The organism is Leifsonia sp. LS1 (assembly GCF_020521355.1).
In the GTDB taxonomy this organism is placed as follows: Bacteria; Actinomycetota; Actinomycetes; order Actinomycetales; family Microbacteriaceae; genus Leifsonia.
On the sequence record NZ_BPER01000002.1, the window covers coordinates 420,940 to 443,038 of the forward strand.

A 22,099-nucleotide genomic window follows, 5' to 3' on the forward strand; every position below is an offset into this window, starting at 1 on the left:
GTTCGATCGGCGGTCGGGAGGATCACAGGTAGTCCCCCGTCCAGTGGAAGGCTCGGGGATGGTCGAGGGTCGCTCGTACGACCTCGGGGTCGGTGTCGAGCGGGTGGAACATCCCGGTGTCGTCCGCGACGGCTGCCGGGTCGGCGACGACGCGGCCGACCAGGTCGTCGTAGGGCTCGCCGGGCGGGAGCTCGACCGAGACGGCGACCGCCCCGGCTCGCAGGAGGTCGGCGCGCACGAGATCGCCCAGCACGGCCAGACCGGACCTGTCGCCCGCCGCCTCGAGAAGCGCGGGCGCGGCGCCGAGCCGGGTCACCGCGTAGGCGCGCGGCGACCCGCCCGGGCCGTCCAACACGTGCACGCGGGTGTCGGCGTACCAGGAGAGCGCCCGCCTCCAGCCCAGCTCGTCGCGGACCGCGGTCAGCGGGCGCTCGTCCGCGCCGTCGTGCAGCGCGGCGACGCCGGGCAGGCCGAGGAGCTCCGCTCCGCCGCTGCGCACGCCGGACGGGCGGCCGGCGGCGGACCGGCCGGTGAGCACCGTGCCGCGACGGACGCGGCGCTGGGCGAAAGCCCGATAGCCGCTCGGCGCGTACACGCCCGGCGTATCGGTGAAGAGCAGAGACCAGTCGTAGCCGGCGCGTCGTCCGAAGGCCACCGCCTCGTCGGTGAGGGCGCGGGCGAGACCCCGGCCTCGCGCCCGGCCGGCGACGGCGACGTTGGCCAGGCCGAGCACGCGGGCGAGCCGGCCCGTCGCGGTCCGGCGACGCTGGTCGACGAGGTACAGCGCCCCGACGAGGTCGGCTCCCTCGACCGCCACCAGCGTCCAGGAGCGCCGGTTCGGGTCGAGGCGCCAGCGCGGGGCCATGTCGGGCTCGCCGAAGGCCTCCTCCCACACCGAGAGGATCCCGGGCTCGTCGGCGGCGGTCGCGACGCGCACGGCGATCATGCCGCGACCTCCCGCCGGGTCCGGATCGTGGCGGCGGCGTCGAGCAGCAGCCGGTAGCCCGCCGCGCTCCGCCGCCAGGGCGCCGGGAGGGAGGCGCCCCGCGCGGTCGCGAGCAGGGCGTCGGCGAGCCCGGCGTAGCCGAGATCGTCCCCATCGCCCAGGGCCAGCTCGAGCAGGCCCCCGTCGGTCACGACACGCAGGGCGTAGCGATCCGGTCCGGGCACGCCGCTGATGGTGAGCGTCAGCGGGATGCCCTCCGCCGTGTCGGCGCGCACCACGGCGACCGCCTCCGATCGGGTCGGCACCGCCCCGGCGGAACCCCGGGCGTCGACCACGATCGCGCTCTCCAGCACCGCTCGGCCACGGTCGAGCGGCAGCACCGCGTCCACCAGGTCCACCGCGTGCACACCGATCGAGAGGAGCGTCCCTCCCCCGGACGCCGGGTCGTCCTGCCACGCGCGCTCCGGCGTCAGGAAACCCGCGATGTCGTGCTGCGCCGTCACATCGACCGCCCGCACGCGCGACCCGTCGAGCAGCGCGGCGAACGCGGCAACCGCGGGCGCGAACCGCAGGACCGAGGAGGTGCCGAACCGGGCTCCGGCGGCCGCCGTCGCGTCGAGGCTCGCCAGCGCCTCCTCCGTCGCGGCGATCGTCTTGTTGACGAACACCGGCACCCCGGCCGCCGCACAGGCCGCGACCACCGCGGGCGCCCTCGGGGTGCGCGGTGTGGCGATCACGAGATCGGGACCGGTGTCGAGCAGTCCCTCCAGGGTCGCGTGCGGCTCGGCGGCGAATCGCGCCGAGAAGTCGTCCCGCCGCTGTCCGTCGTCGGCGTCCCAGACGCCCGCGATCCGCGCACCGCGGTCACGGAGGTTCGCCGCGTCCGCGAAGGGGTGCGAGTGGGCGACACCCGCGAACACCACGGCCGGCCCGGTCATGCCATCCGCTCCAGATCCTGCTCGGTGACGACATGCTCGAGCGGCCGTCCCGCGGCATGGCGGGCCACCTCGGAGACGACCAATGCCCCCTGCCGCAGCCGGCCCTCCCGGGTCCCGGCCGCCTTGTGCGGCACCAGGAGCGCGTTCGGCAGAGCCCGGAAGGGGCTGTCGACCGGCAGCGGCTCGTCGTCGAAGACGTCGAGGGCGGCGTCGATGCGGCCGCTGCCCAGCTCGGCGAGGAGGGCGTCCTCATCGACCAGCCACGAGCGCGCCGTGTTCACCAGCCCCGCGCCCGTCGGCATGAGGGCGAGCTCGCGGGCGCCGATCATCCGGTGCGTCTCCGGGAGGCTCGGTGCGTGGAGGGCGACGATGCGGCTGTTGGCGAGCAGCACGTCCAGCGGGACGAGCGCGGCGCCGAGCCGGCGCGCCTCCGCCGCGTCCACCGTGGGATCGGCCAGGAGCGGGCGTGCGCCGAGCGCGACGAGCAGCTCCAGGTACGCCCGGCCGGTGCGTGAGGCGCCCACCACGCCGATCGGCGCGTCCAGGAGCTCGTGCTGCGGCGGCGCCGCCTCGGCGTCCGCCCACTCCGAGCCCGCGTGGAGCGCGTGGTCGAACCGTGGAATGCGGTGCAGCAGGGCGAGCGTGAAGGCCAGGGACACCTCCGCGACCGACCGCGCCATCGCGGCGCCCGCCTGTGTGACGAGCACACCGCGCCGGAACAGCTCCGGCGTGGCGAACGGGCGGATGCTCGCGCCGCAGTGGGCGACCAGCTCCAGGCGGGGCAGCGTGTCGAGCCGGGCGGCGTCCAGCGCAGGAACGCCCCAGGAGACGACCAGCACGCGGACCGCCGCGAGGTCGACCTCCGCCGCCGCGTCGGCCAGCGACTCCGCGAAGACGAGTTCCCCGCCGAGGCGTGCCGCCGCGTCCGCCAGGCGCCCGGCGTCCCCCGCGTCGAAGAACTCCGCGCGCCGGGCGACGGGCACGGCCACCAGCAGCACCGGCCGGCTCGTCGGTGCGGCGGCGTCCGCCGGCACGCCGTCGCTCATCAGCGCAGCCACTCGTCGCGGTGCTCGGCGATGAACGCGTCGTCGCCGAGGCGCGGGTAGGCCAGGCGCACACGCTCGATCTCGGCGGCCTGTCCGGGCGACAGCGTCTCCGCCCGGTCGAGGCACCAGATCCCCTCCAGCAGCCCCTGCTGCCGCAGCACCTCGTGCACGCCCGCGATGACGCCGGCGAAGCCGTGCGCGGGATCGAACACCGCGGCGTTGAAGTCGGTGAGATCCGCCGCGAGGTCCGCCAGCTCGAGGGCTGCGGCGCCATCGCCGTCCGCCGCCCGCTTCGCGAGCTGCAGCAGCCCGGTCGCGGCCCGGGTGCCGACCGCCCACTGACCGAGCAGGCCGCCGCGGAAGCGCAGCTCGCGCGTCCCGCCCTCTCCCGGCACCCGGTGCACGGCGGTCAGGTCGGCGATGATCGCGTCGTCGTTGCCGGTGTAGAGCGCGACCTCGTCCGCGCGGTCGGACTCCCCCACTCCGCGCACGAGTTCCGCCGTCCGGTAGCGGTCGAAGGGGGCGGCCTTGACAGCCACGACGGCGGCCAGGTCGGCGAACCTCCGCCAGAACGCCCGCGACAGCACCGGGCCGCCGATGGCCTCCTGCAGGTAGAAGCCGATCACCGGCAGCACCTCGCCGACCGCGCGGGCGCGCTCGATGAGGTCGTCCTCACTCGCATCGGCGAGCCGCGGGCTCAGCAGCACGGCGTCGTAGCCGAGCCGCGCGGCCAATTCGGCCTCGGCGACGGCCTGCGCCGTCGGGCCGACGACGCCGGCGATGCGCACCAGCTCACGGTCCGCCTCGCGGTCGAGCACGTCGGCGGTGAGCGCGAGGACGGGCTCCAGGAGGCCGCGCTCCGGCTCGTGGATCTCGAACTGGGTGGTGTGCACGGCGATCGCGATCCCTCCCGCGCCCGCGGCCAGATAGTACCGGGTCAAGGCGCGCTGGCGCCGTTCGTCGAGCCGCCGTTCCGCCGTCAGGGCGAGCGGATGCGCGGGGATGACGAGCCCGTCGGCGAGCCGTTCGACGCCCATCAGAACCGCCCGTCCCGCACGGCCCACTTCGTCGGCTTGCCCGACGTCGGCAGGCCCTGCCGCAGCCACTCCGCCTGCCACTCGATCAGGCGTCCAGCCGGCACGGACGGGTACCCGAAGAGCTCGAAGCAGCGTCCCGCGTTGTTCAGAAGCGCGGTGGGCGCCGGCTCGCCGGCGAAGGCGACCGCGCGATCGAGCAGGTCCCCGAAGCGCTCCGCGATGCCGCGGACGCTCAACAGCTCCGGCCCGGTGAGGTTCACGGTGAAGACGGCGTCGCTCGCGTGGCCGAGCGAGCGCAGCACGACCTCGTTCGCGTACCCCTGCCACACGACATTGACGGCGCCGGTGGTCAGATCGACCGGCGCGCCCGCCAGCACGGTGGATCCGATGTCGGCGAGCACGCCGTAGCGCAGGTCGACCGCGTAGTTGAGGCGCACGATCGAGACGCGCGTCCCCCGGGTGACCGCGCCGAACTCGAAGACGCGTTCGCGGCCCAGGCACGACATCGCGTACTCGCCGACCGGGCCGGGCAGGTCCGACTCGATCGAGCCGCCGCTCGCGGGGGCGACGAAGGGGTACACGTTGCCGGTGGACATCGCCGTGATCGCGCTGTCGCGGTAGCGGCGCGCGACCCGGTCGGGCAGGGCGGCATTGACCTCCCAGGCCCAGGACGCGTTCGTCGCCGCGCCGAACTTCGCGCCCACCATGAACACCACGTTCGGGGCGTCGGGCAGCTCGGCGAGGTCCCGGTCCGACAAGAGGTCGAAGGGCACGACCTCCACGCGCTCCCTTTCAAGCCCCCGTCGCGCCTCCTCGCTCGAGAATCGCGACACCGCGTACACGGCGTCGCCGCCGCGGCCCGACTCGTCGAGCGCGCGCCGCGCGAGCACCGACAGGCTCGGGCCCATCTTGCCGCCGGCGCCCAGCACGACGAGGTCGCCGCTCGACTCCGCGAGGTCGGCCACCAGCGCCGCGCTCGGCGTCGCCAGGGCCTCCTCGAGCTCCTTCTCACTGCTGAACATGTCTGCCTTTCGCATCGAGCGGGGCGGGCCTCAGCCCTTGATCCCCGCGGACGTGACGCCCTCCTGCACGTAGCGCTGGGCCACGGAGTAGGCGAAGAAGATGGGGACGAGCGCGACCACCGAGCCCGCGAGCATGACGCTGAGCGGCACGTTCTGCTGCTGCAGCGACGCGATGCCGACGGTGAGCGTCCACATGTCGGAGCTCTTGGCCATGATCAACGGCCAGAGGAAGTCGTTCCAATGCCAGAGGAACACGAAGATGCCGAGCGTCGCGAGCACCGGCTTGCACAGCGGGAGCACGATCGTCAGGAAGATGCGGAACTCCCCCGCGCCGTCGATCCGCGCCGCCTCGAACAGCTCGTCCGGCAGCCCCTGGATGAACTGGCGCATCAGGAAGACGGCCTGCGCGTTCGCGAGCGTCGGGAGGATGAGGCCCCAGTAGGTGTCCACACCGCCGAGCTTCGCCAGCACGATGAAGGTGGGGATCAGCGTGACGTGGAAGGGGACCATCACCATGGCGAGGAACGACCAGAACATGATCTCCTTGCCGCGGAAGCGCTTCTTCGCGAACGCGTACCCGGCCATCGCCGAGAGCAGCAGCACGGCCACCACGCTCACCACCGCGTAGATCAACGTGTTGCCGAGCCAGGCCAGGAGGTTCTGTCCGCCCAGCACTTGTTCGTAGGAGGCGGTGGAGAGGTTCCACGGCAGGAGGCTCTGCGGGAACTGCACGGCGAGGCCCGGCTTCAGGCTCAGCACGACCATCGCGTAGAAGGGGAAGAAGCAGAGCACCGCCGCGATCGACAGCCAGAGGTAGCGCAGCACGAGGCCGCCGCGGGTCGGGTGCAGGGCGCGGAAGGAGCGCGTGCGCGTCACGCGCGTGGTCGCTGTGGTCACTTCTGCCTCCCGATGACGCGGCGCTGGATCAGCGCGACGACGAGTGTCATGACGAAGAGCGCCACGCCGATGGCGGCCGCGTAGCCGTAGTCGGTGTACTTGAAGCCCTGGTCGTAGAGCATGTAGACGAGCGAGTAGCTCGCGTGCGCCGGGCCGCCCTGGGTCATCACGTAGACGAGGTCGAACACCTGGAACGACGCCGTCGTCTCGATCACCGCGAGGAAGAACAGCGTGGGCTTGAGATGCGGCAGCACGATGAAGCGGAACCGCGACCAGGCGCCGGCGCCGTCCATCAGAGCGGCCTCCTCCAGCTCGCGCGGCACATCCTGCAGCGCGGCGATCACGATGAGCATCCCGTAGCCGAATCGCGACCAGACCCCGACGACCACGAGTGCGGGGATGACGAGCACCGTGGAGTTGAGCCAGGAACCGCCCAGCCCGAGCGGCGTCATGATCGCCGACCAGGGGCCGTCCGTCGAGAAGATCCACTTGAAGATCGCCCCGGCCAGCACCAGTGAGGTGATCACCGGCAGGAAGAACACGGAGCGGAAGAACCGCGACCCCCGGAAGGCACGGCGCACGCCGAGCGCCATCGCGACCGACAGCGCGAGGGAGATCGGCACCGCGAGCACCGAGTACGCGAGCGTGACGCCGAGGGCCTGCCAGAACGTCGGGTCGGCGAACATCCGCTCGAAGTTCTTGACGCCCTCCCAGTCGAGCTCTCCCGAGATGTCGTAGTCGAAGAAGCTCAGCCCGACACCGGCGATCGCCGGACCGAACCGGAAGGCGAGGAACAGCACGAACGCGGGCAGCACGAAGAACAGCGCGATCCGGGCCTCCCGGCGCGCGAGGACCCGCTTGGTCAGGCCGGGCGGCCGATCGTCGCGGCGCTGCCCGCCGTCCGCTCGTCCGCCCACGGCGGGAGGCCGGGGCTGGGTGGGGGTGGTGGTCACGGGGGTCTCCTCGGGTCGCGGACCCGCCGGGCCGGGGCGGTCAGGCGCCCCGGCCGGATCCGACGGTCACTTGATCAGCGGCTGCGCGGCGGCGGCCGCGTCCTTCAGCGCCTGCTCCGGCGACTTCGTGCCGAGCAGCGCGGCCTGGATCTCCGGGGCGAGCACGCCCATTACGGCACGCGCGCTGGGCTGCAGCTCGCCGACCTTGCTCGTCGGGATCGTCTTCTCGATCGCGCTCTGGATGGGGTTGTCGGCGTAGAGCTCGCCGGTCGACTTCAGCGGGGAGAAGAAGTTGGAGGCCAGGTCGAACTTCTTCGAGTTCTCGGCGTCCGTGGCGAACGCGGCGAACTCACCCGCGGCGTCCTTGTCCTTCGCCCCCTTGAGCATGGCCAGCGACCCCACCGTTCCGTAGGAGACCTGCTTCTCGTCCGTCAGCGGAGGGAGGATCTTGATGGCGTCCTCGCCCCAGAAGCTGGTGACGTCGCTCGGGCCCGACTGCCAGGTGCAGGCCACGTTGTTCGTGGCGAGGGCCGTCTGCTCCAGGGCCGGCATCGTCGAGATGAGATCCTTCTCGATGTAGCCCTTCTGGGCGAAGTCGGAGATCATGCTGAGCGCCTTCTCCCCGGCTGTGCTGTCGAAGGCGACCTTGCTGCCGTCCTTGTTGTAGACCGAGCCGCCGGCCTGCCAGAGGAGCGGGTAGAAGGTCATGTTGAGGGTGACGTCCGGCGAGCCGAAGTACTGGGTGACGTAGATGCCCTTCTCTTTGAAGATCGGGGCGAGCTTCTCCAGGTCGTCCCAGGTCTTCGGGTACTCGGTGACGCCTGCCGCCTCGAATGCCTTGGCGTCGCACATCAGGGCGTTGGCGCTGGTGAGGATCGGCGCGGCCATCAGCTTGCCGTCGATCGTGATCGACTCCGCGACGTTGTCGAGGATGTCCTTCTTCTGGTCGCTCGGCAGGTAAGAATCCATCGGCTCGATCGACTTCTGATACGTGCTCAGCTGGTCGGGGATCAAGTAGACGAGGTCGGGGCCCTTGCCCGCGGCGATCGCCGTCGACAGCGACTCGTCACGGTTCGCCCAGGGGTAGATCTCGTACTTGACGGTGATGTCCTTGTGCTCGGCCTCGAACGCCTTGATCGTGTCGTCCCAGAAGCTCTTGTGCTTCGCCTCGTCGGCGATCACCGGATAGATCCACATGGTGACCGTCTTCTTCGAGCCGTCAGAGCCTCCGGAGCTGCCGCTGCAACCGGCCAGCGCGAGCGCCGCCGTCGCTGCCACGGCGGCCGCCGTGATCGTCTTCGTGTACCGCATGCTGCTCCTTCGTGCGTGGGGGTGGGGGCGCGGCGGATGCCGCAGGTGCTGGTGCTGCTAGAAGCGCGGGACCGCCTCGACCGTCCCGCCGTGCCGCGAGCGCTCGGCCGCGAACACCGCCAGATGGCTGTCGAGGGACTCGCGCGGACCGGACCGGATGAGGCCCGGGTCGCCGGCGGCGACGGCCGCGACGAAGGCGCTCATCACGCCGCCGTCCCCGCCGCCGTGGTCGCCTCCGGCGTTCGCCGCCCCGGTCGGCCCGGTCTCGTGGACCGTGGACTCCCCGGTGCGGAAGTCGGTGACCCGCACGCGCTCGCCGTCGCCGTCGAGCATGCCGTGCGAGCCGAAGAGCTGCGTCTTGCGGTGCTCCTGCTCGCTGAAGGCCGTCATCGTGAAGGTGCCGGCCGTGCCGTCCTCGAACTGCAGGGCGACGACCTGGTTGTCGACGACGGTGTTGTCGGCTCCGTAGACGCACACCCCGTACGGGCCGGTGCGGAGCGCCTCGATCACGCCCTCCTCCGTGGCGTCGTCGGTGATGACCGTGACCGGCCACACCGCACCCTCGTCGCGGACGACCGGCAGGTAGAGCTTCTGCGCCGCGTACGGGCACGTCTCCTGCAGCGGGCAGTCGAGGCAGCGGTCGGCGGCCAGCGCCGGCTTGTTCTCGTGCCGGAAGTGATGCCGCGACCCGAAGCTCGCGACCGTCGCGATGCGCTTGCCCGTCACATAGCGGATCCAGTCGAGATCGTGGCTGGACTTGGCCAGCAGCATCGGCGCGGCGAGGTCCTCACGGCGCCAGGGGCCGCGCACGTACGAGTGCGCCATGTGCCACCACCCGACGGGCTCGAGGTGCTGCACGTTCACGATGTCACCCAGCACGCCGGAGTCGACGACGCTCTTCACGAGGTCGGTGTACGGCATGTACCGCATGACGTGGCAGACCCCGAACAGCACCCCGGCCGACTCGATCGCGGCGACGATGCGCCGCGACTCCTCCTCGGTGGGCGCCAGCGGTTTCTCCATCAGGATGGCGTAGCCGCGCTCGGCGCACGCGACGGCCGGCTCGACGTGCTGCCGGTCCTGCGTGGAGACGATGACCATGTCGGCGATGCGCTCGGGCTCGGCGACCAGCTCGCGCCAATCCTCGAAGTGGCGCACGTCCGGGTCGCCGGCGGCGATGACGCCGCGCTGGAACGGCCGCGGGTCGGCGACCGCGACGATGCGCGCCCGATCGGGATTGGCGTGGACCCACTTCGCGTAGGACTGGCCGCGGTTGCCCGCGCCGATGACGGCGATGCGCACCGGGCGGCCCGCTACGGGGGTGTGGTCCATCGTTCCTCGCGCTCTCTCATCTGTCCGTGCCCGGGGACCCGGGCCGACGGCTTCGCTGGGAGCGGTTCGCCGTCGAACGCTCCCACGATAGCATTATTGCTATAGCATGTAGCAAATGACGAGCTGAGGAAGAAAGCTTTACGCGCTCGAAACAAACGCCCCCCCCGCCCAGGAGACACGGAGCGATGTCTTGCGCGAATCCATCCTCGCGTCCTATAGCTTGTAGCGGAAGCACCCACGCAGGAGGGAGAGCCATGACATTCGGGAGCGTGTCCGACCGGAACATCTCGGCCAAAGTCGCCGACGAGCTCCGCGACGCCATCCAGAACGGCCGGCTCGAGCCCGGCGAGCGACTGGTCGAGCGCAAGCTCGCCGACAGCCTCGGCGTCAGCCACATCCCGGTGCGGGAGGCCCTCGCCAAGCTGAGCGAGGAGGGCCTCGTCGAGCGCACCCCGCGCCGCGGAGCCCGGGTCGCGTCGCTCACCGAGAAGGAGCTGCAGGAGATCACCGGCCTGCGCATCGTCCTGGAGCAGTACGTGGCCCGCAGCGTGCAGACGGCATGGAGCGCGAAGTCCGACCAGGCCCTGCGCCGCATCGTGCGACAGATGGTCGCCGCGGCCGAGAAGGAGCAGCTGGAGAGCCTGTTCGCCCTCGACAGCCGATTCCACGAGACCCTGTGGGAGATGGCCGACAACCGCACGCTGCTCACCATCGCCTCGCAGCTGCGCAGCCGCATCAACGGCTTCCTCCGCGCGGCCAACGGCTCCCTCGCCGCCGACGAGCTCGTCGCGCACGCGCGCTCGCACGAGGCCCTCGTCGACGCGCTCGCCAGCGGGGACCCGGGCCGCGCGGAGGCTGCGATGGCCGATCACGTCGAGATCGCCGCCGAGCGCATCAACGCGGTGTCGCACGCCACGGACGCGACCGCGACGGACGCGAGCGCTACGGTCTAGACGGAGGCTCTCCGGCGTCGCGACCGATCGCCCCGGTCCGTCCGATCAGGCGAACAGGTCTCCGACCGGCAGCCGCTTCTCGGCCTGGAACGTGTCCTCGGCACGGCCCAGCGCCCAGTACGCGGAGAGCGAGAACTCCTCCCGGGTCAGCCCCCAGCCCTGCAGGACCGCGCGCACCCCCTTCATCGCCGTGCGCTCGCCGTGCGCGAAGACCTGCACCCGCCCGCCCGGCTCGGGGAGCGCCCGGACGGCCTCCACCAGCGGCTCGCCCGCGACCGCGGAGCCGCGGTGCACCCAGCGCACCTCCACCCCGGCGGGATGCTCCAGCTCCAGTTCGTCCGCCGCTCCCCCGACCTCGATCAGCACCAGCCCACGCGCCTCCGCCACCATACCGGCGAGACCGGCCGCCACCGCGGGAAGAGCACTGTCGTCGCCGATCAGCAGGTGCTCCACTCCGGGGTCGTCGACGGGCGCGTACATGCCGCCCGGGCCCGAGAGCGCGAGCAGGTCGCCGGGCTGCGCCGCCGCCGCCCACGGGCCGGCGATCCCCTCGTCGCCGTGCACGACGAAGTCGATCGTGAGCGTCTTCGCCTCCCGGTCGAGGTCGCGCACGGTGTAGGTGCGGCGCACCGGGACGTCCTCCGGCGGCAGCTCGGCCCGCAGCGCGTCCAGGTCGTATGGCGGCTGCAGGTCCAGCCCCGGCTTCGCCAGCAGCAGCTTGACGTATTTGTCGGTCGTCGCCAGCTTGCCGGGATCCGCCTCCCCGACGAACGCGTCGAAGGCCGCACCTCCGAGCACCACGCGCACCAGGTGCGGGGTCAGCCGTTCGGTGCGCACCACCTCGAAGACATGCTGCGAACGGGCGGGGCGCGACGGACGGGAGCCGGAGAGCGGAAGGGTCATGATCCGATCGTATCCGCCGCGTATTTCGGCCTCCCGTACACGCATTACTGTCAAAGCATGCGCCTCGGAGTCCTCGACGTCGGTTCGAACACCATCCACCTCCTGGTCGTCGACGCCCACCCCGGCGCGCGCCCGATCCCCGCCGCCACGCACAAGTCCGTGCTGCGGCTGATGCGATACATCACGCCGGAGGGGGCCATCAGCGACGAGGGCTGCGCCGCCATCCTCGACGCCATCTCCGCCGCGATCCGCGTGGCCGAGCAGGAGGGCATCGAGGAGCTGCTCCCCTTCGCCACCTCCGCCATCCGGGAGGCCGCCAACGGGCCCACGCTGCTCGAACGCATCCGCACCGAGACCGGCGTCGACCTGCAGGTGCTGTCCGGCGAGGACGAGGCGCGGCTGACCTTCCTGGCCGTGCGCCGCTGGTCCGGCTGGTCGTCCGGCAGCATCCTGCTCCTCGACATCGGCGGCGGCTCACTCGAGATCGCCGCGGGCGCGGACGAGTACCCGGAGATCGCCGTCTCGGTGCCACTCGGCGCCGGCCGCAGCACCATCGGATTCCTCCCCGACGACCCGCCCCGCGACGACCAGCTCGACGCACTCCGCGATCATGCGCGCACCACGCTGGCCGGCGCGGTCGCCCGGTTCCCGAACCGCCGGCCGGACGAGCACGTCATCGGAACGTCGAAGACCATCCGCTCGCTCGCCCGCCTCGCCGGCTCCACGAGCGAGGGCCCAGGCGGCGCCGAGCGCATCGTTCTGCGCCGCAGCGACCTCGCCGACTGGGTGCCGCGGCTGGCGCGAATGAACGCCGAGTCGCGCACGGCCCTGCCCGGCATCACCGCCGACCGCACCTTCCAGATCGTCGCGGGGGGCGTGGTCCTCCGCGAGGCGATGCGCGCGTTCGGCGTCGATCAGCTCGAGGTGGTGCCGTGGGCGCTCCGCGAGGGCGTCATCCTCCGCTACCTCGACCATCTCGACTAGCCCCGAGGTTCACGTCGTTGCGGTCACGACCGCGGAATAGGCGCAACGACGTGAACCTCGGCGGCTGGGATGACGCGGTCGGCCGCACAGGTCGTCTCCTAGTACCACGGCGACGGCACCCTCGGCCGATCCGACCGGCGGCGGTCCTTCGTAGCGTGGAAGACATGACCACCACTACTGCACCCAACCCCTCCGAGACCCGCCCTCCGGCCGGCATCGCGCCCCAGCCGGGCACCGGACGCGGGACCGCGAGCCTCGTGCTCGGTATCTGCTCGCTGCTGGTCGGCTGGACCTTCTTCGCCCCGGTGATCGGATTGATCCTCGGCGTCTCGTCGCGGAGTCGCGAGCCGTACGCCCGCGGCCGCGCCGGCTGGGGCATCGCCCTCAATCTGCTCGCGATGGGCGTCTGGATCCTGCTGGCGATCGCCGTGATCGCGCTCGGCGGCTTCGCGGCCGTGCAGAGCCTGATCGGCTGACGCCGGACTCGTTCCCACCCGCGCCGGATCGTTCAGCGGCGCCGCATCGGCCGCACGCTGAGCGACTCCACCGTCCCCGCCGACGGCAGGTCGACCACGGTCCGGACCGTCGCCGCGACCATCTCCGGCGTGATCGTGTACGCCTCGTCGTAGTCGTGACCTTCCCGGGCGACGAGAGCCCGCTGCATGTCCGTGTCGACGCGGCCGGGGTGGATGCTGCTCACCCGGACTCCGTTCGGCCGCTCCTCCTCCCGCAGCGCATCCGTCAGCGCCCGCGCGGCGAACTTCGAGGCCGCATACGGCCCACCCCCGGGTCCGCTCGTCAGCCCCGAGCCGCTGTTGATCACCACGACGAGCCCCTCGGCTCGCCGCAGCGCCGGCAGGGCGCGTCTGGTCAGCTCCGCGACTGCGAAGACGTTCACTTCGAACAGGTGCCGCCACGTCGCCCGGTCGGTGTCCTCGATCGTGCCGCCGTCTTCCGCACCCGCCGAGTGCACGAGCACATCCAGCCGCTCGGGGAGCGACGGCAGACCGTCGCCGGTGAGCTCCCCCACGTACGGCTCGGCCGAGGGCAGGTCGGACACGACGCTCGCCACCGCGGCGTCGTCCCGGCCTCCGACCAGGACGTGATGGGTGCGCCCGAGCTCACGGGCGATGGCAGCGCCGATGCCGCGAGAAGCACCGGTGACGAGGGCGATCGGGCGAGAGGCGGAGGTCATGCTTCGACCCTACGTGACCGCGACGACCGCCACCCCGGGATCATCCGATGTCGCGTGCGACGAAGCTCCAACCCGCACCGCGCCGGACCAGCCGATGGCTGACCCGCTGCACGGCGATCAGGCGCCGATCCGTCGGATCCACGACCAGGAGGGCGGATCGCGCCGTCGCCTCGCCGTCGTCGATCTCCGCTGAGACGACGGGCGTCACCGTCAGGTGGAGGGTCGCGTCGGGTTCAGCGGCCCACACCTCTCTCACCCGGCGCTCGATGGCGTCCCGCCCGGCGACGCTGCCCTGCACCCCGGTCATCCGCGCATCGACGTCGAACAACGCGGCGTAGGCGGTCGCGTCACGACGGGTCGCGCAGTCGTCGGCCTCGGCGATGAGCGCCGCGATCTCGAGCTGCTCGGCTCCGGTCAGTCGCATCAGGATCCTCCCCGGAGCCACGCGCCGACCGCCGCGGAGGCGCGGGAGTCGAAGACGTCCTTCGGGATCATGGCGTGGACGGTCTTGGGCGGCGTCGCACTGTAGGCCGAGGCCGTCTGGTTCGCATACTGCGTCACGCGGAAGTCGACCGCCATGCTGCACAGGGCATACGCCTCACTGGGCGAGAGGTCCGTCACGGCGGCGAGCCAGGCGATCGTTCCGCGGAGGCAGGCCACGAGGGCGTCGTCGAGGTTGTCGGCGAAGCCGAACCGGACCCAGTGGGTGGCCGTCTCGACGAGCGGCGCGTCGAGCGGGACCCGGCGGTGGAGCGCGTACCGGATGTCGATGCGTTCGGCGGCCGTCTCGATGCCGGTCTGATCGACGACTCCTTCCGCCTGGCGCGCATGGATGTCGCCGAGCCAGACGCGCGCTCGGGGGCGGCGGACCGGGAGGAACACGGATGCGCCGACGCCGAGCTCGGGGAGGACGAGGTTGCCGCCCCACGGGCCGGCCGTGATCGCAGAGACCTCGTCGCCGCCGGGTTCGACCCCGAGCACACCGATCATCGGTCGCAGCGGAAGCCGCACACCGTGGGTGTAATCCGTGCCCGTCCGGGCGTCGTCGAAACGGAAATAGTGGACGTAGGGCTCGGCGAAATCGTCGGGCAACGCTCCGACGCCGTGCGGGAACGAGTTCCACCCCCAGTCGATGGTGCGCAGATCGAGCACGGCGCACTCGACGACGTCCCCGGGCGCCGCCCCGGCGATCTCGACGGGGCCCACCATCGAGTAGGGGCCTTTCGGATAGCGATGGCGGAGCGGCTCGCGATCGGCGAAGCTCATGCCGTAGACCGCTTCGTTCCCCCAATGCGTCCAGGTGTCGAGGTATCGGACGGTATCCCCCGGCTCGATCTCGACGGCGGCCGGTGCGGTCGGGTCGAGGTATCCCGACCGCACCGTCGCCCGAGTGGAGCGGAGCTCGGCGACGCTCACCGCGGCGGCTCCGCCTCGGGGGTGCGCCTCAGCAGGTAGGTGTGCTCGCCGGCCAGCACCAGTTCCGACCGCTGGTTGTGCACGGTGACGGCTGCGGTGACCACGCCGTTCGCGCCCTCCGGGGCGAGCCCGGTGATCTCCAGCTGCGAGTAGAGCGTGTCACCGGCGTGGACCTCGCCGAGGAAGCGTGCGGAGAGACCCGTGAAGGCGATGAACACCTCGCCGATCACCTGCGGGAACAGCGTCGCGCCGGGGGCGGTGAACGCCAGCACCTGCAGACCGTGCACGACGGGGGCGCTGTGGCCGTGGGCCGCCGCCCACACCGCGTCGTAGTGCACGGGGTGGTTGTCCGCGGAGACCGCTTGGAACGCGGACGCGTGCGCATCCGTCAGGGTCCGGCTCGGGGCACGGAACACCTCCCCGATGCGCAGCTGCTCGAACGTCCGTGGCTCGACGATCGCGAAGTCCAGCGGGTCGAAGCCGCCGCTCCCGCCGTCCGCGCTCATTCGGCGAGCCAGCCGGAGAGGAAGGAGACCGCCTGCGCGACCGCCGCCCGGGCCTGAGGGGTGTCGTGCAGGCTGTTCACCATCACGAAGTCGTGGATGATTCCTTCGTATCGCACTCCGGTCACCTCGACGCCCGCCCGGCGGAGCTTGGACGCATAGGCCTCCCCCTCGTCGCGCAGCACATCGCACTCGGCATTGATGACCAGCGCGGGCGGCAGTCCCGCCAGCTGCTCTTCGCTCGCCCGGAGGGGTGAGACGGTGATCTCGGCGCGCTCGTCGGCGCTGGTGGTGTACTGATCCCAGTACCAGCGCATCGCGTCGCGCGTCAGCCAGTAGCCGTCGGCGAACTCCCGGTAGGAGCCGTCGTCGAAGGCGGCGTCGGTGACGGGGTAGAACAGCACCTGCCCGCGGAAGGTCACATCGCCGCGCTCCTTCGCCATCAGCGTGAGCGCGATCGCCATGTTGCCGCCGACCGAGTCTCCCGCGATAGCGATGCGGCTTCCGTCGAGTCCTCTGTCGGCGCCGTGCTCGACGACCCATTTCGCGGCGGCATAGGACTGCTCGTTCGCAACCGGATAGTGGACGTCGGGCGAGCGCGTGTACTCGGGAAACACCACAGCCGCCCCCGTGCCGACCGCGAGGTCGCGGACCAGCCGGTCGTGCGTGTGCGCGTCGCCGAACACCCACCCGGCGCCATGGGTGTAGACGATCACGGGGAGGACGCCGGTCGCGCCCACCGGCTTGACGATGCGCACGGGCACCGAGCCGGTGGGACCGCCGTCGACGGTGATCCAGGTGTCGTCGACCTCCGGCTTGGCGATCTCCGAGTCCTGCACCTGGTCGACCATCGTCCTCCCCTGCTCGGGCGGAAGCTGGTACAGGAACGGCGGCTCGACGGTGGCCTCGCAGAAGGCCAGTGCGGCGGGCTCGAGGGCGTATCCCTGGGGGTTGGCGGTCGCCATCTTCTTCTCCTTCGGTTGGGACGGGGAGTCAGGACACCTCGTCGGCGGCGTCGGCGATGAACGCCGCGACCTGTTCGGGGTGCGAGCGCATCACCAGGTGAGGGGCGTCGATCTCGACCACCGACCGGAGACCGGCCCGCTGGTAGCCGAAGCGCTCGACGTCGGGGTTGATCGTGTGGTCCGCGGCCGAGACGATCCCCCAGCCGGGCTTCGTCTTCCACGCGGCGACCGGGGCGGCCTCGCTGAAGGCCAGGGCGGCCAACGGTCGCTGCGAGGCCGCCAGCACCTCCGAGACGGAACGGTCGATGCCCGCGGCGAAGACGTCCGGGAAGGCGTCCACCTTCACCGAGACGTCTGTGCCGGGTTCGCCGCCCTCGACGGGGAAGGGCGTGTAGACGAGGTTCGCGGCGAGGTCCGAGTCCGGGAATCCGCCCTGCAGCTGGCCGAGGCTCTCCCCTTCGTCGAGGGCGTAGCCCGAGAGATAGACCAGACCGACGACGTTGTCGGCGGCGCCGGCCACGGTGATGACCGCGCCACCGTACGAGTGGCCTGCGAGCAGCACCGGGCCGTCGATCTGCTCCACGACCGAGCGGATGTACGCGGCGTCGCCGATGAGGCTGCGGTTCGGCACAGCCGGAACCCGGACAGTGCGTCCCTGATCGAGCAGGATCCGTGTGACGGGCGCGAAGCTCGCCGCGTCGGCGAAGGCTCCGTGGACGAGGACGATGGTGGGTGCGGCCATGGCGGCGTTCCTTTCTCGGGGTTCGCAGGCCACGCTAGGAAAGGCCGCCGCGGTTGTCGTGACCCTGAGAGGATCACCCGTCGCCGGGCTCTGTCAACTCCTCCGGTCCCGGCCGCCGTTCACCGGCCTCGCCCAGTGCGCGGCTCACCTTGTCCTTCGCCAGCAGATACTCGACGGCCGCTGCGGCGGGAGAGCCGGGGTCGCCGAAGAAGGTGGCGAGGTACTGCCCGCCGCCCGGTACCTCCAGCGTCTGCCAGCGGAACGGGATGAGCCCGAACGGGGCAACATCGACCAGCGCCTCGCCCCGGCGTTGCGGATGTGCCTCGTGGCTCCCCCAGGCGTCTCGGAAGAGCTTGCACCGTGACGAGAGCGAGGCGACGAGCAGCTGCAGCCGTGGATCGTCGATGTCGGCGTGGTAGCGGAGGTTCGCTGCGGCGGACCGGATCGCCCCATCCCAGTAGGGCTTGCGCGCCTCGGCACCCGGTTCGGCGTCGGAGTCCTCCGCGCCGGCGACGATCGCCTCGATCAGGTTGTCGCCTGGAGCGATCGCCATCGGGATGAAGCATCGCGCCAGCGTGTTCACCGCCAGGATGTCCTGGTTGCGATCGACGACGTACGCGGGAGCCGAGGTCCACTGGTCCAGGAACGTCGTCACACTGTCCAGCGCGTCCGGGTCGGATGGCGCCGAGGGGCCGGCCGCGGCCGGCCTGCGGGAGGGCACGGTCTGCCCCGCGAGCCGGAACAGGTAGTCGGTGGCGTCCGCGTCGAGTCGGAGAGCCCTGCCCAAGGCGAGCAGCACCTGCGGAGAGGGCTGGTGGTCCTTCCCCTGCTCCAGCCGCAGGTAGTACTCGGGACTGATCCCCGCCAGCACGGCGACCTCCTGACGGCGCAGCCCGGGCACGCGTCTCCGTGCGTCCGCCGAGAGGCCCGCGTCGGCGGGAGCGAGAGCGTCGCGCCGGGCACGCAGGTAGATCCCCAGCTCGGCGTGGGAGCCACTCATCACGACCGTCCTCTGCTGTGGCAGCTCCGATATGGATTCACCATTCCAGATTGTCGCAGCGGGCGCGTCCCGGCCGCCAGATCTGCACGATCAGCCGATTGCCCGTCCAGCTGCGCGCACCTGGCCGCGAAGCTCCCGGCTGCCACCACGCCACGATTGTGCGATGCTGAGGCGACAGACTCCTGGAGGGAAATGCAGCTCCCGACCGATCCCACGTGCGTGCTCGTGCAGATGACGGCGACCACGCACGCCGAGCACGCGGTGTACCGCAGGATGGGCAGGCACTCGTTCGGCCATGTCGGGGTGGCCCAGATCGCCTCCGTCGCACAGACGGTCGACTCCCGGATGCACGAGGTCCCGCCCCAGGCGATGGAGTCGACGCAGTTCCATTTCGTCCACTCCGGGAGCCTCGTCGTCCGTCTGGGCGAGAGCGACCACCGATTCGGCGTCGGCGACCTCGCCGTCTACGACGCGAGCCGGCCCTTCTCGTTCGTCTACCCGGAGGAGTTCCGAGCGACGATCATCCAAGTGCCGACCGTTCTGCTGCGGGCAGGCGGAGTGCTCCCGGAGGCGCTCAACGGCCGCGCGGCGGCCGGCGGCTCCCGGAGCAGGATCGCGCTCGAGGGGCTGCTGCGCGGCGCGGTCGGCGGGGCGACCCCGAGCGCCGACACCGGTCCCACCGGGCTCTCCCACCGGCTCGTCGGCGCTGCGCGAGCGCTGCTGCGCGAACTGGACGGCGACGGACCCGATCGAGGCGTCCGTCACACGGACCGTCTCGTCGAAGACGCCGTGGACCACATCCGGCGAGAATTCGCCGACCCTGCGCTCTCGGCCGGAACGATCGCCCTCCGCCACCACGTCTCGCTCCGCACGCTCTTCGCCGCGTTCGAAGCCGAAGGGCAGACCGTCGCAGGCTCGATCCGGTCGGCACGGCTCGCCGCGGCGGAGCGGCTGCTCCTCACGACGGACGCCACCGTCGCCGAGACCGCCCGCGCAGTCGGCTACACCGATGTCACGGCCTTCATCCGGGTGTGGCGATCGCACACCGGGACGACGCCCGCCCGGTGGCGCCGCCTGGTGCGCTGACCGCAACTGCCGATCACGCGAACCGTGCCAGTTTGAGGCACAGGTGGAGGGCGCTGCGGGAGATGCCGTCGTCGAGCGCCTCCCGCACGACCTGCGGCAGATTGTCCAGTCGGTAGTAGAGGGTCGTCCGGTGCAGGTGGAGCCGTTCGCAGGCCGCCCGGACGTTCCCGCCGGCGTCCAGATACGTCTCGACGGTCTCCCTGTGCACGGGGTCGCTGTGGACGAGCAGGGCGTGCGCGGCGGGCGAGTAGCGGGCGAGGTGCGCCTCTCCGGCGGTGATCTCGGACAGCAACCGCCAGGTGCCGAGCCCCCGGATGTCGGCATATCCGCCCAGGGAGGTTACCGCGGCGACGATCGAGACCGCCGTCCGGGCGTCCTTCGCGACCGGGAGCAGATCGTCCTCCGCGCCGGTGGTCTGCGCGGAGCCGATGGCGAGGATGGGGAGACCGAGATGCTCGGCGCGCTCCTGGAGTGTCGGGAGCGCATCTTCCGGAGACCCTCTCGTCAGGAAGACGAGGTCGCCGTCCTGGTCGCCGATCAGATCGAGCGGTGTCGTGCGCGGCGAGGAGCCGTACTTCGCGAACGTGGCCCGCTCGAGCTCCTGTGCGCCGGAGTCGAGCCGCACGGCCAGGAGGGTCGCGCCGCCGCGCGGGGGAAGGAGGTGCGCGGCGCCGGCGTCGCGGAGCGCGCGGCTCCTGGTCGCCGGGTCCGGATCGAGCAGGCGTCGCAGGACTCCGGCACGGCGGTTCTCGCAGTCCTCCGACCGATGCCCGGCATTCAGCGCCGCGCGCGCGAGATCGACCGCGGAGTCGATCGCCGCATAGTCGCACGCCCGGAGCGGCGGCAGATTCCCGGTGATGAGCCAGAGCACGGCGATCGGGCCGCCCTCGTCGCGGACCGGGACGGCGAGACGCTCTTTTCCGCCGAATCGGGTGAGGTCGACCGTGACCGGGCGCAGGGCGTCTCCGACGCCGAGCTCGTCCAGATAGGCGCGGACCGGTTCGGGGGTGGAGCGCTTCAGCAGCGCTGACGCGCGGAGCTCGTCGATCTCGTCGCCCTGTGCCGAGGAGACGAGCGGTCGGTAGCGCAGGTCGTCGATCACCACGGACCGGGCCAGGTTCATGGCGAGCTGGTCGACGACATCCTGCAGATTCACGGTCGGGATTCTACGAACCGCCCACCGGGGTGAACGTGCCCCCAGCAGGGTCAGGGTCATCGGGGGGCCGAATCCCGGAGAGGACCGCGCCGCTCGACATCTCGCGGAAGATCTTCCGACTCCTGTCCCACGACGGTGGCACGGTGCCTTCCTACCGTCGTCCTCAGCACGACCGCACACCGAAGACGGCACGTGACGACAGCACGAGAGGACAGACCGATGACGACGCACAAGGGCACTTCGCACACGACGCCCGCCGCCGCGGACAGCACGCCCCCGGCGCTCCACGACATCCCGATCGGGCTGGATGCGACCGGCACGCGCGCCGAGTTCGACAGCCTGGGATCGGTCGACGTCCCGGCGGACAAGTACTGGGGAGCTCAGACCCAGCGTTCCCTCCTCCACTTCTCCATCGGCAATGACCACATGCCGAAGGAGGTGTACCACGCGTACGGCTACGTCAAGAAGGCCGCAGCGCTGGTGAACCTGGCCGCGGGCCGCCTGCCGAGATGGAAGGCGGACGCGATCATCCGCGCCGCCGAGGAGACCATCGCCGGAAAGCTCGACGCGCATTTCCCTCTCTTCGTCTGGCAGACCGGTTCCGGCACCCAGAGCAACATGAACGTCAACGAGGTCATCTCGAACCGCTCGATCCAGTTGCTGGGCGGCACGCTGGGCAGCCAGGAGCCGGTCGGGCCGAACGACGACGTCAACATGGGGCAGTCGAGCAACGACACATTCCCCACCGCCATGCACATCGCCGCGATCCTGGAGATCGACGACCGGCTGCTCCCCCGGGTGCGCGAGCTCGCCGACGAGCTCGACCGCAAGTCGATCCAGTGGATGGATGTGGTCAAGATCGGCCGCACGCACCTCGAGGACGCCGTTCCGCTCACCGTCGGCCAGGAATGGTCGGGCTGGGCGGCGCAGATCCGCGCGTGCATCGCGGAGATCGAGCGCAGCAGGGAGGGGCTGTTGGAGCTCGCCGCCGGCGGCACGGCGGTCGGCACGGGACTCAACGCCCCCGAGGGCTTCAGCCGTGAGATCGCCCTGACGATCGCGGATCTGACGGGCAAGGAGTTCGTCACGGCGCCGAACAAGTTCATGGCCCAGGGCTCGCTCGACGCGATGGTCCGCGCCGATGCGGCCCTGCGGGGGCTCGCGGTCGCGTTGATGAAGATCGCCAACGACATGCGCTGGCTGGCGTCCGGCCCCCGCACCGGTTTCGCCGAGCTGATCCTCCCCGCCAACGAGCCCGGCTCGTCGATCATGCCGGGCAAGGTCAACCCGACCCAGTGCGAGGCGATGGTGATGATCTCCATCCAGGTCCTCGGTGACGACGCGGCCGTCGCCTTCGCAGGATCGCAGGGCAACTTCGAGCTCAACGCGATGCGTCCCGTGATCATCAACAACTTCCTGCACTCGGCACGCATCCTGGGCGACGGGATCGAGAAGTTCGTCGCCTACTCGGTCACGGGCACCGTCCTGAACGAGAAGAAGATCGCCTCCTACGTCGGGGAGAGTCTCATGCTCGTCACCGCGCTCAGCCCTGTGATCGGATACCAGAACGCGGCGCACATCGCCGAGGACGCGCTCGCGCACGATCTGTCGCTGCGCGATGCGGCCATCGCCTCGGGACATGTCACCGCCGAGCAGTTCGATGCGATCGTCGTGCCGTCCACCCTTGTCGGCCATGGGGTCGAGGGCGCCTGAG

The 22,099-nt window shown here is 71.3% G+C and carries 23 protein-coding genes; 5 read left to right on the top strand and 18 right to left on the bottom strand.

Annotated elements, in window-relative coordinates; all coding sequences use genetic code 11:
* Positions 1–22: 22 nt before the first annotated feature.
* From LLS1_RS05335 to LLS1_RS05375, 9 genes are all read right to left on the bottom strand, one after another.
* Positions 23–946, bottom strand: coding sequence for a GNAT family N-acetyltransferase (locus LLS1_RS05335; protein ID WP_226653895.1), 924 nt, complete (start codon positions 944–946; stop codon positions 23–25).
* Positions 943–1,884, bottom strand: a complete 942-nt coding sequence (locus LLS1_RS05340) for a hypothetical protein (RefSeq protein ID WP_226653896.1) — start codon at positions 1,882–1,884, stop codon at positions 943–945. Before LLS1_RS05340 ends, LLS1_RS05335 begins: the two co-directional genes overlap by 4 nt.
* Entirely contained in the window at positions 1,881–2,930 is a 1,050-nt protein-coding gene (locus LLS1_RS05345; RefSeq protein WP_226653897.1) for a hydroxyacid dehydrogenase, read from the bottom strand. Before LLS1_RS05345 ends, LLS1_RS05340 begins: the two co-directional genes overlap by 4 nt.
* Positions 2,930–3,967, bottom strand: coding sequence for a dihydrodipicolinate synthase family protein (locus tag LLS1_RS05350; RefSeq protein WP_226653898.1), 1,038 nt, complete (start codon positions 3,965–3,967; stop codon positions 2,930–2,932). Before LLS1_RS05350 ends, LLS1_RS05345 begins: the two co-directional genes overlap by 1 nt.
* Complete coding sequence (locus LLS1_RS05355) at positions 3,967–4,989, bottom strand: NAD(P)-dependent oxidoreductase (protein WP_226653899.1); 1,023 nt, start codon at positions 4,987–4,989, stop codon at positions 3,967–3,969. Before LLS1_RS05355 ends, LLS1_RS05350 begins: the two co-directional genes overlap by 1 nt.
* A 30-nt stretch (positions 4,990–5,019) precedes the next feature.
* A complete protein-coding gene (locus tag LLS1_RS05360) occupies positions 5,020–5,886 on the bottom strand; it encodes a carbohydrate ABC transporter permease (protein WP_226653900.1) in 867 nt (288 codons plus the stop codon).
* Positions 5,883–6,839: a carbohydrate ABC transporter permease gene (locus LLS1_RS05365; protein WP_223360578.1), complete on the bottom strand. Its 957-nt coding sequence runs from the start codon at positions 6,837–6,839 to the stop codon at positions 5,883–5,885. Before LLS1_RS05365 ends, LLS1_RS05360 begins: the two co-directional genes overlap by 4 nt.
* 66 nt (positions 6,840–6,905) lie before the next feature.
* Positions 6,906–8,150 (bottom strand): extracellular solute-binding protein, encoded by a 1,245-nt coding sequence (locus LLS1_RS05370; protein WP_223360576.1) that lies wholly within the window; start codon positions 8,148–8,150, stop codon positions 6,906–6,908.
* 57 nt (positions 8,151–8,207) lie between these two features.
* Positions 8,208–9,482: a Gfo/Idh/MocA family protein gene (locus LLS1_RS05375; protein ID WP_226653901.1), complete on the bottom strand. Its 1,275-nt coding sequence runs from the start codon at positions 9,480–9,482 to the stop codon at positions 8,208–8,210.
* Positions 9,483–9,736: 254 nt separating this feature from the next.
* Here LLS1_RS05375 and LLS1_RS05380 point away from each other — a divergent pair, with 254 nt between their 5' ends.
* Positions 9,737–10,435 carry a GntR family transcriptional regulator gene (locus LLS1_RS05380; RefSeq protein WP_226653902.1) on the top strand — a complete coding sequence of 233 codons (699 nt, stop codon included), beginning with the start codon at positions 9,737–9,739 and terminating at the stop codon, positions 10,433–10,435.
* Positions 10,436–10,480: 45 nt separating this feature from the next.
* Here LLS1_RS05380 and LLS1_RS05385 read toward each other — a convergent pair whose 3' ends face one another.
* Positions 10,481–11,338, bottom strand: a complete 858-nt coding sequence (locus tag LLS1_RS05385; protein WP_226653903.1) for a siderophore-interacting protein — start codon at positions 11,336–11,338, stop codon at positions 10,481–10,483.
* Between the two features lie 57 nt (positions 11,339–11,395).
* Between LLS1_RS05385 and LLS1_RS05390 the strand changes: the two genes are divergently transcribed.
* Both LLS1_RS05390 and LLS1_RS05395 read left to right on the top strand, forming a co-directional pair.
* Positions 11,396–12,322, top strand: coding sequence for a Ppx/GppA family phosphatase (locus tag LLS1_RS05390; RefSeq protein ID WP_226653904.1), 927 nt, complete (start codon positions 11,396–11,398; stop codon positions 12,320–12,322).
* Between the two features lie 164 nt (positions 12,323–12,486).
* Positions 12,487–12,798 (top strand): hypothetical protein, encoded by a 312-nt coding sequence (locus LLS1_RS05395; protein ID WP_226653905.1) that lies wholly within the window; start codon positions 12,487–12,489, stop codon positions 12,796–12,798.
* 32 nt (positions 12,799–12,830) lie between these two features.
* Here the strand turns inward: LLS1_RS05395 and LLS1_RS05400 are convergent, their stop codons facing one another.
* From LLS1_RS05400 to LLS1_RS05430, 7 genes are all read right to left on the bottom strand, one after another.
* Positions 12,831–13,517, bottom strand: coding sequence for an SDR family oxidoreductase (locus LLS1_RS05400; protein WP_226653906.1), 687 nt, complete (start codon positions 13,515–13,517; stop codon positions 12,831–12,833).
* Between the two features lie 40 nt (positions 13,518–13,557).
* Positions 13,558–13,941 carry a nuclear transport factor 2 family protein gene (locus tag LLS1_RS05405; protein WP_226653907.1) on the bottom strand — a complete coding sequence of 128 codons (384 nt, stop codon included), beginning with the start codon at positions 13,939–13,941 and terminating at the stop codon, positions 13,558–13,560.
* On the bottom strand, positions 13,941–14,933 hold the full coding sequence (locus tag LLS1_RS05410) for an acetamidase/formamidase family protein (protein ID WP_226653908.1): 993 nt from the start codon (positions 14,931–14,933) through the stop codon (positions 13,941–13,943). Before LLS1_RS05410 ends, LLS1_RS05405 begins: the two co-directional genes overlap by 1 nt.
* On the bottom strand, positions 14,930–15,439 hold the full coding sequence (locus LLS1_RS05415) for a MaoC family dehydratase (RefSeq protein ID WP_226653909.1): 510 nt from the start codon (positions 15,437–15,439) through the stop codon (positions 14,930–14,932). Before LLS1_RS05415 ends, LLS1_RS05410 begins: the two co-directional genes overlap by 4 nt.
* Positions 15,436–16,401: an alpha/beta hydrolase gene (locus LLS1_RS05420; RefSeq protein WP_226653910.1), complete on the bottom strand. Its 966-nt coding sequence runs from the start codon at positions 16,399–16,401 to the stop codon at positions 15,436–15,438. Before LLS1_RS05420 ends, LLS1_RS05415 begins: the two co-directional genes overlap by 4 nt.
* A 28-nt stretch (positions 16,402–16,429) precedes the next feature.
* Positions 16,430–17,143: an alpha/beta fold hydrolase gene (locus LLS1_RS05425; RefSeq protein ID WP_226653911.1), complete on the bottom strand. Its 714-nt coding sequence runs from the start codon at positions 17,141–17,143 to the stop codon at positions 16,430–16,432.
* A gap of 73 nt (positions 17,144–17,216) precedes the next feature.
* Positions 17,217–18,143, bottom strand: coding sequence for a helix-turn-helix domain-containing protein (locus LLS1_RS05430; RefSeq protein ID WP_226653912.1), 927 nt, complete (start codon positions 18,141–18,143; stop codon positions 17,217–17,219).
* A gap of 192 nt (positions 18,144–18,335) precedes the next feature.
* Between LLS1_RS05430 and LLS1_RS05435 the strand changes: the two genes are divergently transcribed.
* Positions 18,336–19,229: an AraC family transcriptional regulator gene (locus tag LLS1_RS05435; RefSeq protein ID WP_226653913.1), complete on the top strand. Its 894-nt coding sequence runs from the start codon at positions 18,336–18,338 to the stop codon at positions 19,227–19,229.
* Positions 19,230–19,242: 13 nt separating this feature from the next.
* Here the strand turns inward: LLS1_RS05435 and LLS1_RS05440 are convergent, their stop codons facing one another.
* Complete coding sequence (locus LLS1_RS05440) at positions 19,243–20,385, bottom strand: CdaR family transcriptional regulator (RefSeq protein ID WP_226653914.1); 1,143 nt, start codon at positions 20,383–20,385, stop codon at positions 19,243–19,245.
* Positions 20,386–20,604: 219 nt separating this feature from the next.
* Between LLS1_RS05440 and fumC the strand changes: the two genes are divergently transcribed.
* Entirely contained in the window at positions 20,605–22,098 is a 1,494-nt protein-coding gene (gene fumC / locus LLS1_RS05445; protein WP_226653915.1) for a class II fumarate hydratase, read from the top strand.
* Position 22,099: the final 1 nt, after the last annotated feature.

Bases quoted from the DNA above. Each gene is read 5' to 3' on its own strand.
- LLS1_RS05350 (WP_226653898.1), bottom strand. From the start codon at position 3,967: ATGGGCGTCGAACGGCTCGCCGACGGGCTCGTCATCCCCGCGCATCCG.
- LLS1_RS05355 (WP_226653899.1), bottom strand. From the start codon at position 4,989: ATGTTCAGCAGTGAGAAGGAGCTCGAGGAGGCCCTGGCGACGCCGAGC.
- LLS1_RS05435 (WP_226653913.1), top strand. From the start codon at position 18,336: ATGCAGCTCCCGACCGATCCCACGTGCGTGCTCGTGCAGATGACGGCG.
- LLS1_RS05385 (WP_226653903.1), bottom strand. From the start codon at position 11,338: ATGACCCTTCCGCTCTCCGGCTCCCGTCCGTCGCGCCCCGCCCGTTCG.
- LLS1_RS05340 (WP_226653896.1), bottom strand. From the start codon at position 1,884: ATGACCGGGCCGGCCGTGGTGTTCGCGGGTGTCGCCCACTCGCACCCC.
- LLS1_RS05425 (WP_226653911.1), bottom strand. From the start codon at position 17,143: ATGGCCGCACCCACCATCGTCCTCGTCCACGGAGCCTTCGCCGACGCG.
- LLS1_RS05395 (WP_226653905.1), top strand. From the start codon at position 12,487: ATGACCACCACTACTGCACCCAACCCCTCCGAGACCCGCCCTCCGGCC.
- LLS1_RS05400 (WP_226653906.1), bottom strand. From the start codon at position 13,517: ATGACCTCCGCCTCTCGCCCGATCGCCCTCGTCACCGGTGCTTCTCGC.
- LLS1_RS05375 (WP_226653901.1), bottom strand. From the start codon at position 9,482: ATGGACCACACCCCCGTAGCGGGCCGCCCGGTGCGCATCGCCGTCATC.
- LLS1_RS05420 (WP_226653910.1), bottom strand. From the start codon at position 16,401: ATGGCGACCGCCAACCCCCAGGGATACGCCCTCGAGCCCGCCGCACTG.
- LLS1_RS05405 (WP_226653907.1), bottom strand. From the start codon at position 13,941: ATGCGACTGACCGGAGCCGAGCAGCTCGAGATCGCGGCGCTCATCGCC.
- LLS1_RS05370 (WP_223360576.1), bottom strand. From the start codon at position 8,150: ATGCGGTACACGAAGACGATCACGGCGGCCGCCGTGGCAGCGACGGCG.
- LLS1_RS05335 (WP_226653895.1), bottom strand. From the start codon at position 946: ATGATCGCCGTGCGCGTCGCGACCGCCGCCGACGAGCCCGGGATCCTC.
- LLS1_RS05415 (WP_226653909.1), bottom strand. From the start codon at position 15,439: ATGAGCGCGGACGGCGGGAGCGGCGGCTTCGACCCGCTGGACTTCGCG.
- LLS1_RS05345 (WP_226653897.1), bottom strand. From the start codon at position 2,930: ATGAGCGACGGCGTGCCGGCGGACGCCGCCGCACCGACGAGCCGGCCG.
- LLS1_RS05380 (WP_226653902.1), top strand. From the start codon at position 9,737: ATGACATTCGGGAGCGTGTCCGACCGGAACATCTCGGCCAAAGTCGCC.
- LLS1_RS05430 (WP_226653912.1), bottom strand. From the start codon at position 18,143: ATGAGTGGCTCCCACGCCGAGCTGGGGATCTACCTGCGTGCCCGGCGC.
- LLS1_RS05390 (WP_226653904.1), top strand. From the start codon at position 11,396: ATGCGCCTCGGAGTCCTCGACGTCGGTTCGAACACCATCCACCTCCTG.
- fumC (WP_226653915.1), top strand. From the start codon at position 20,605: ATGACGACGCACAAGGGCACTTCGCACACGACGCCCGCCGCCGCGGAC.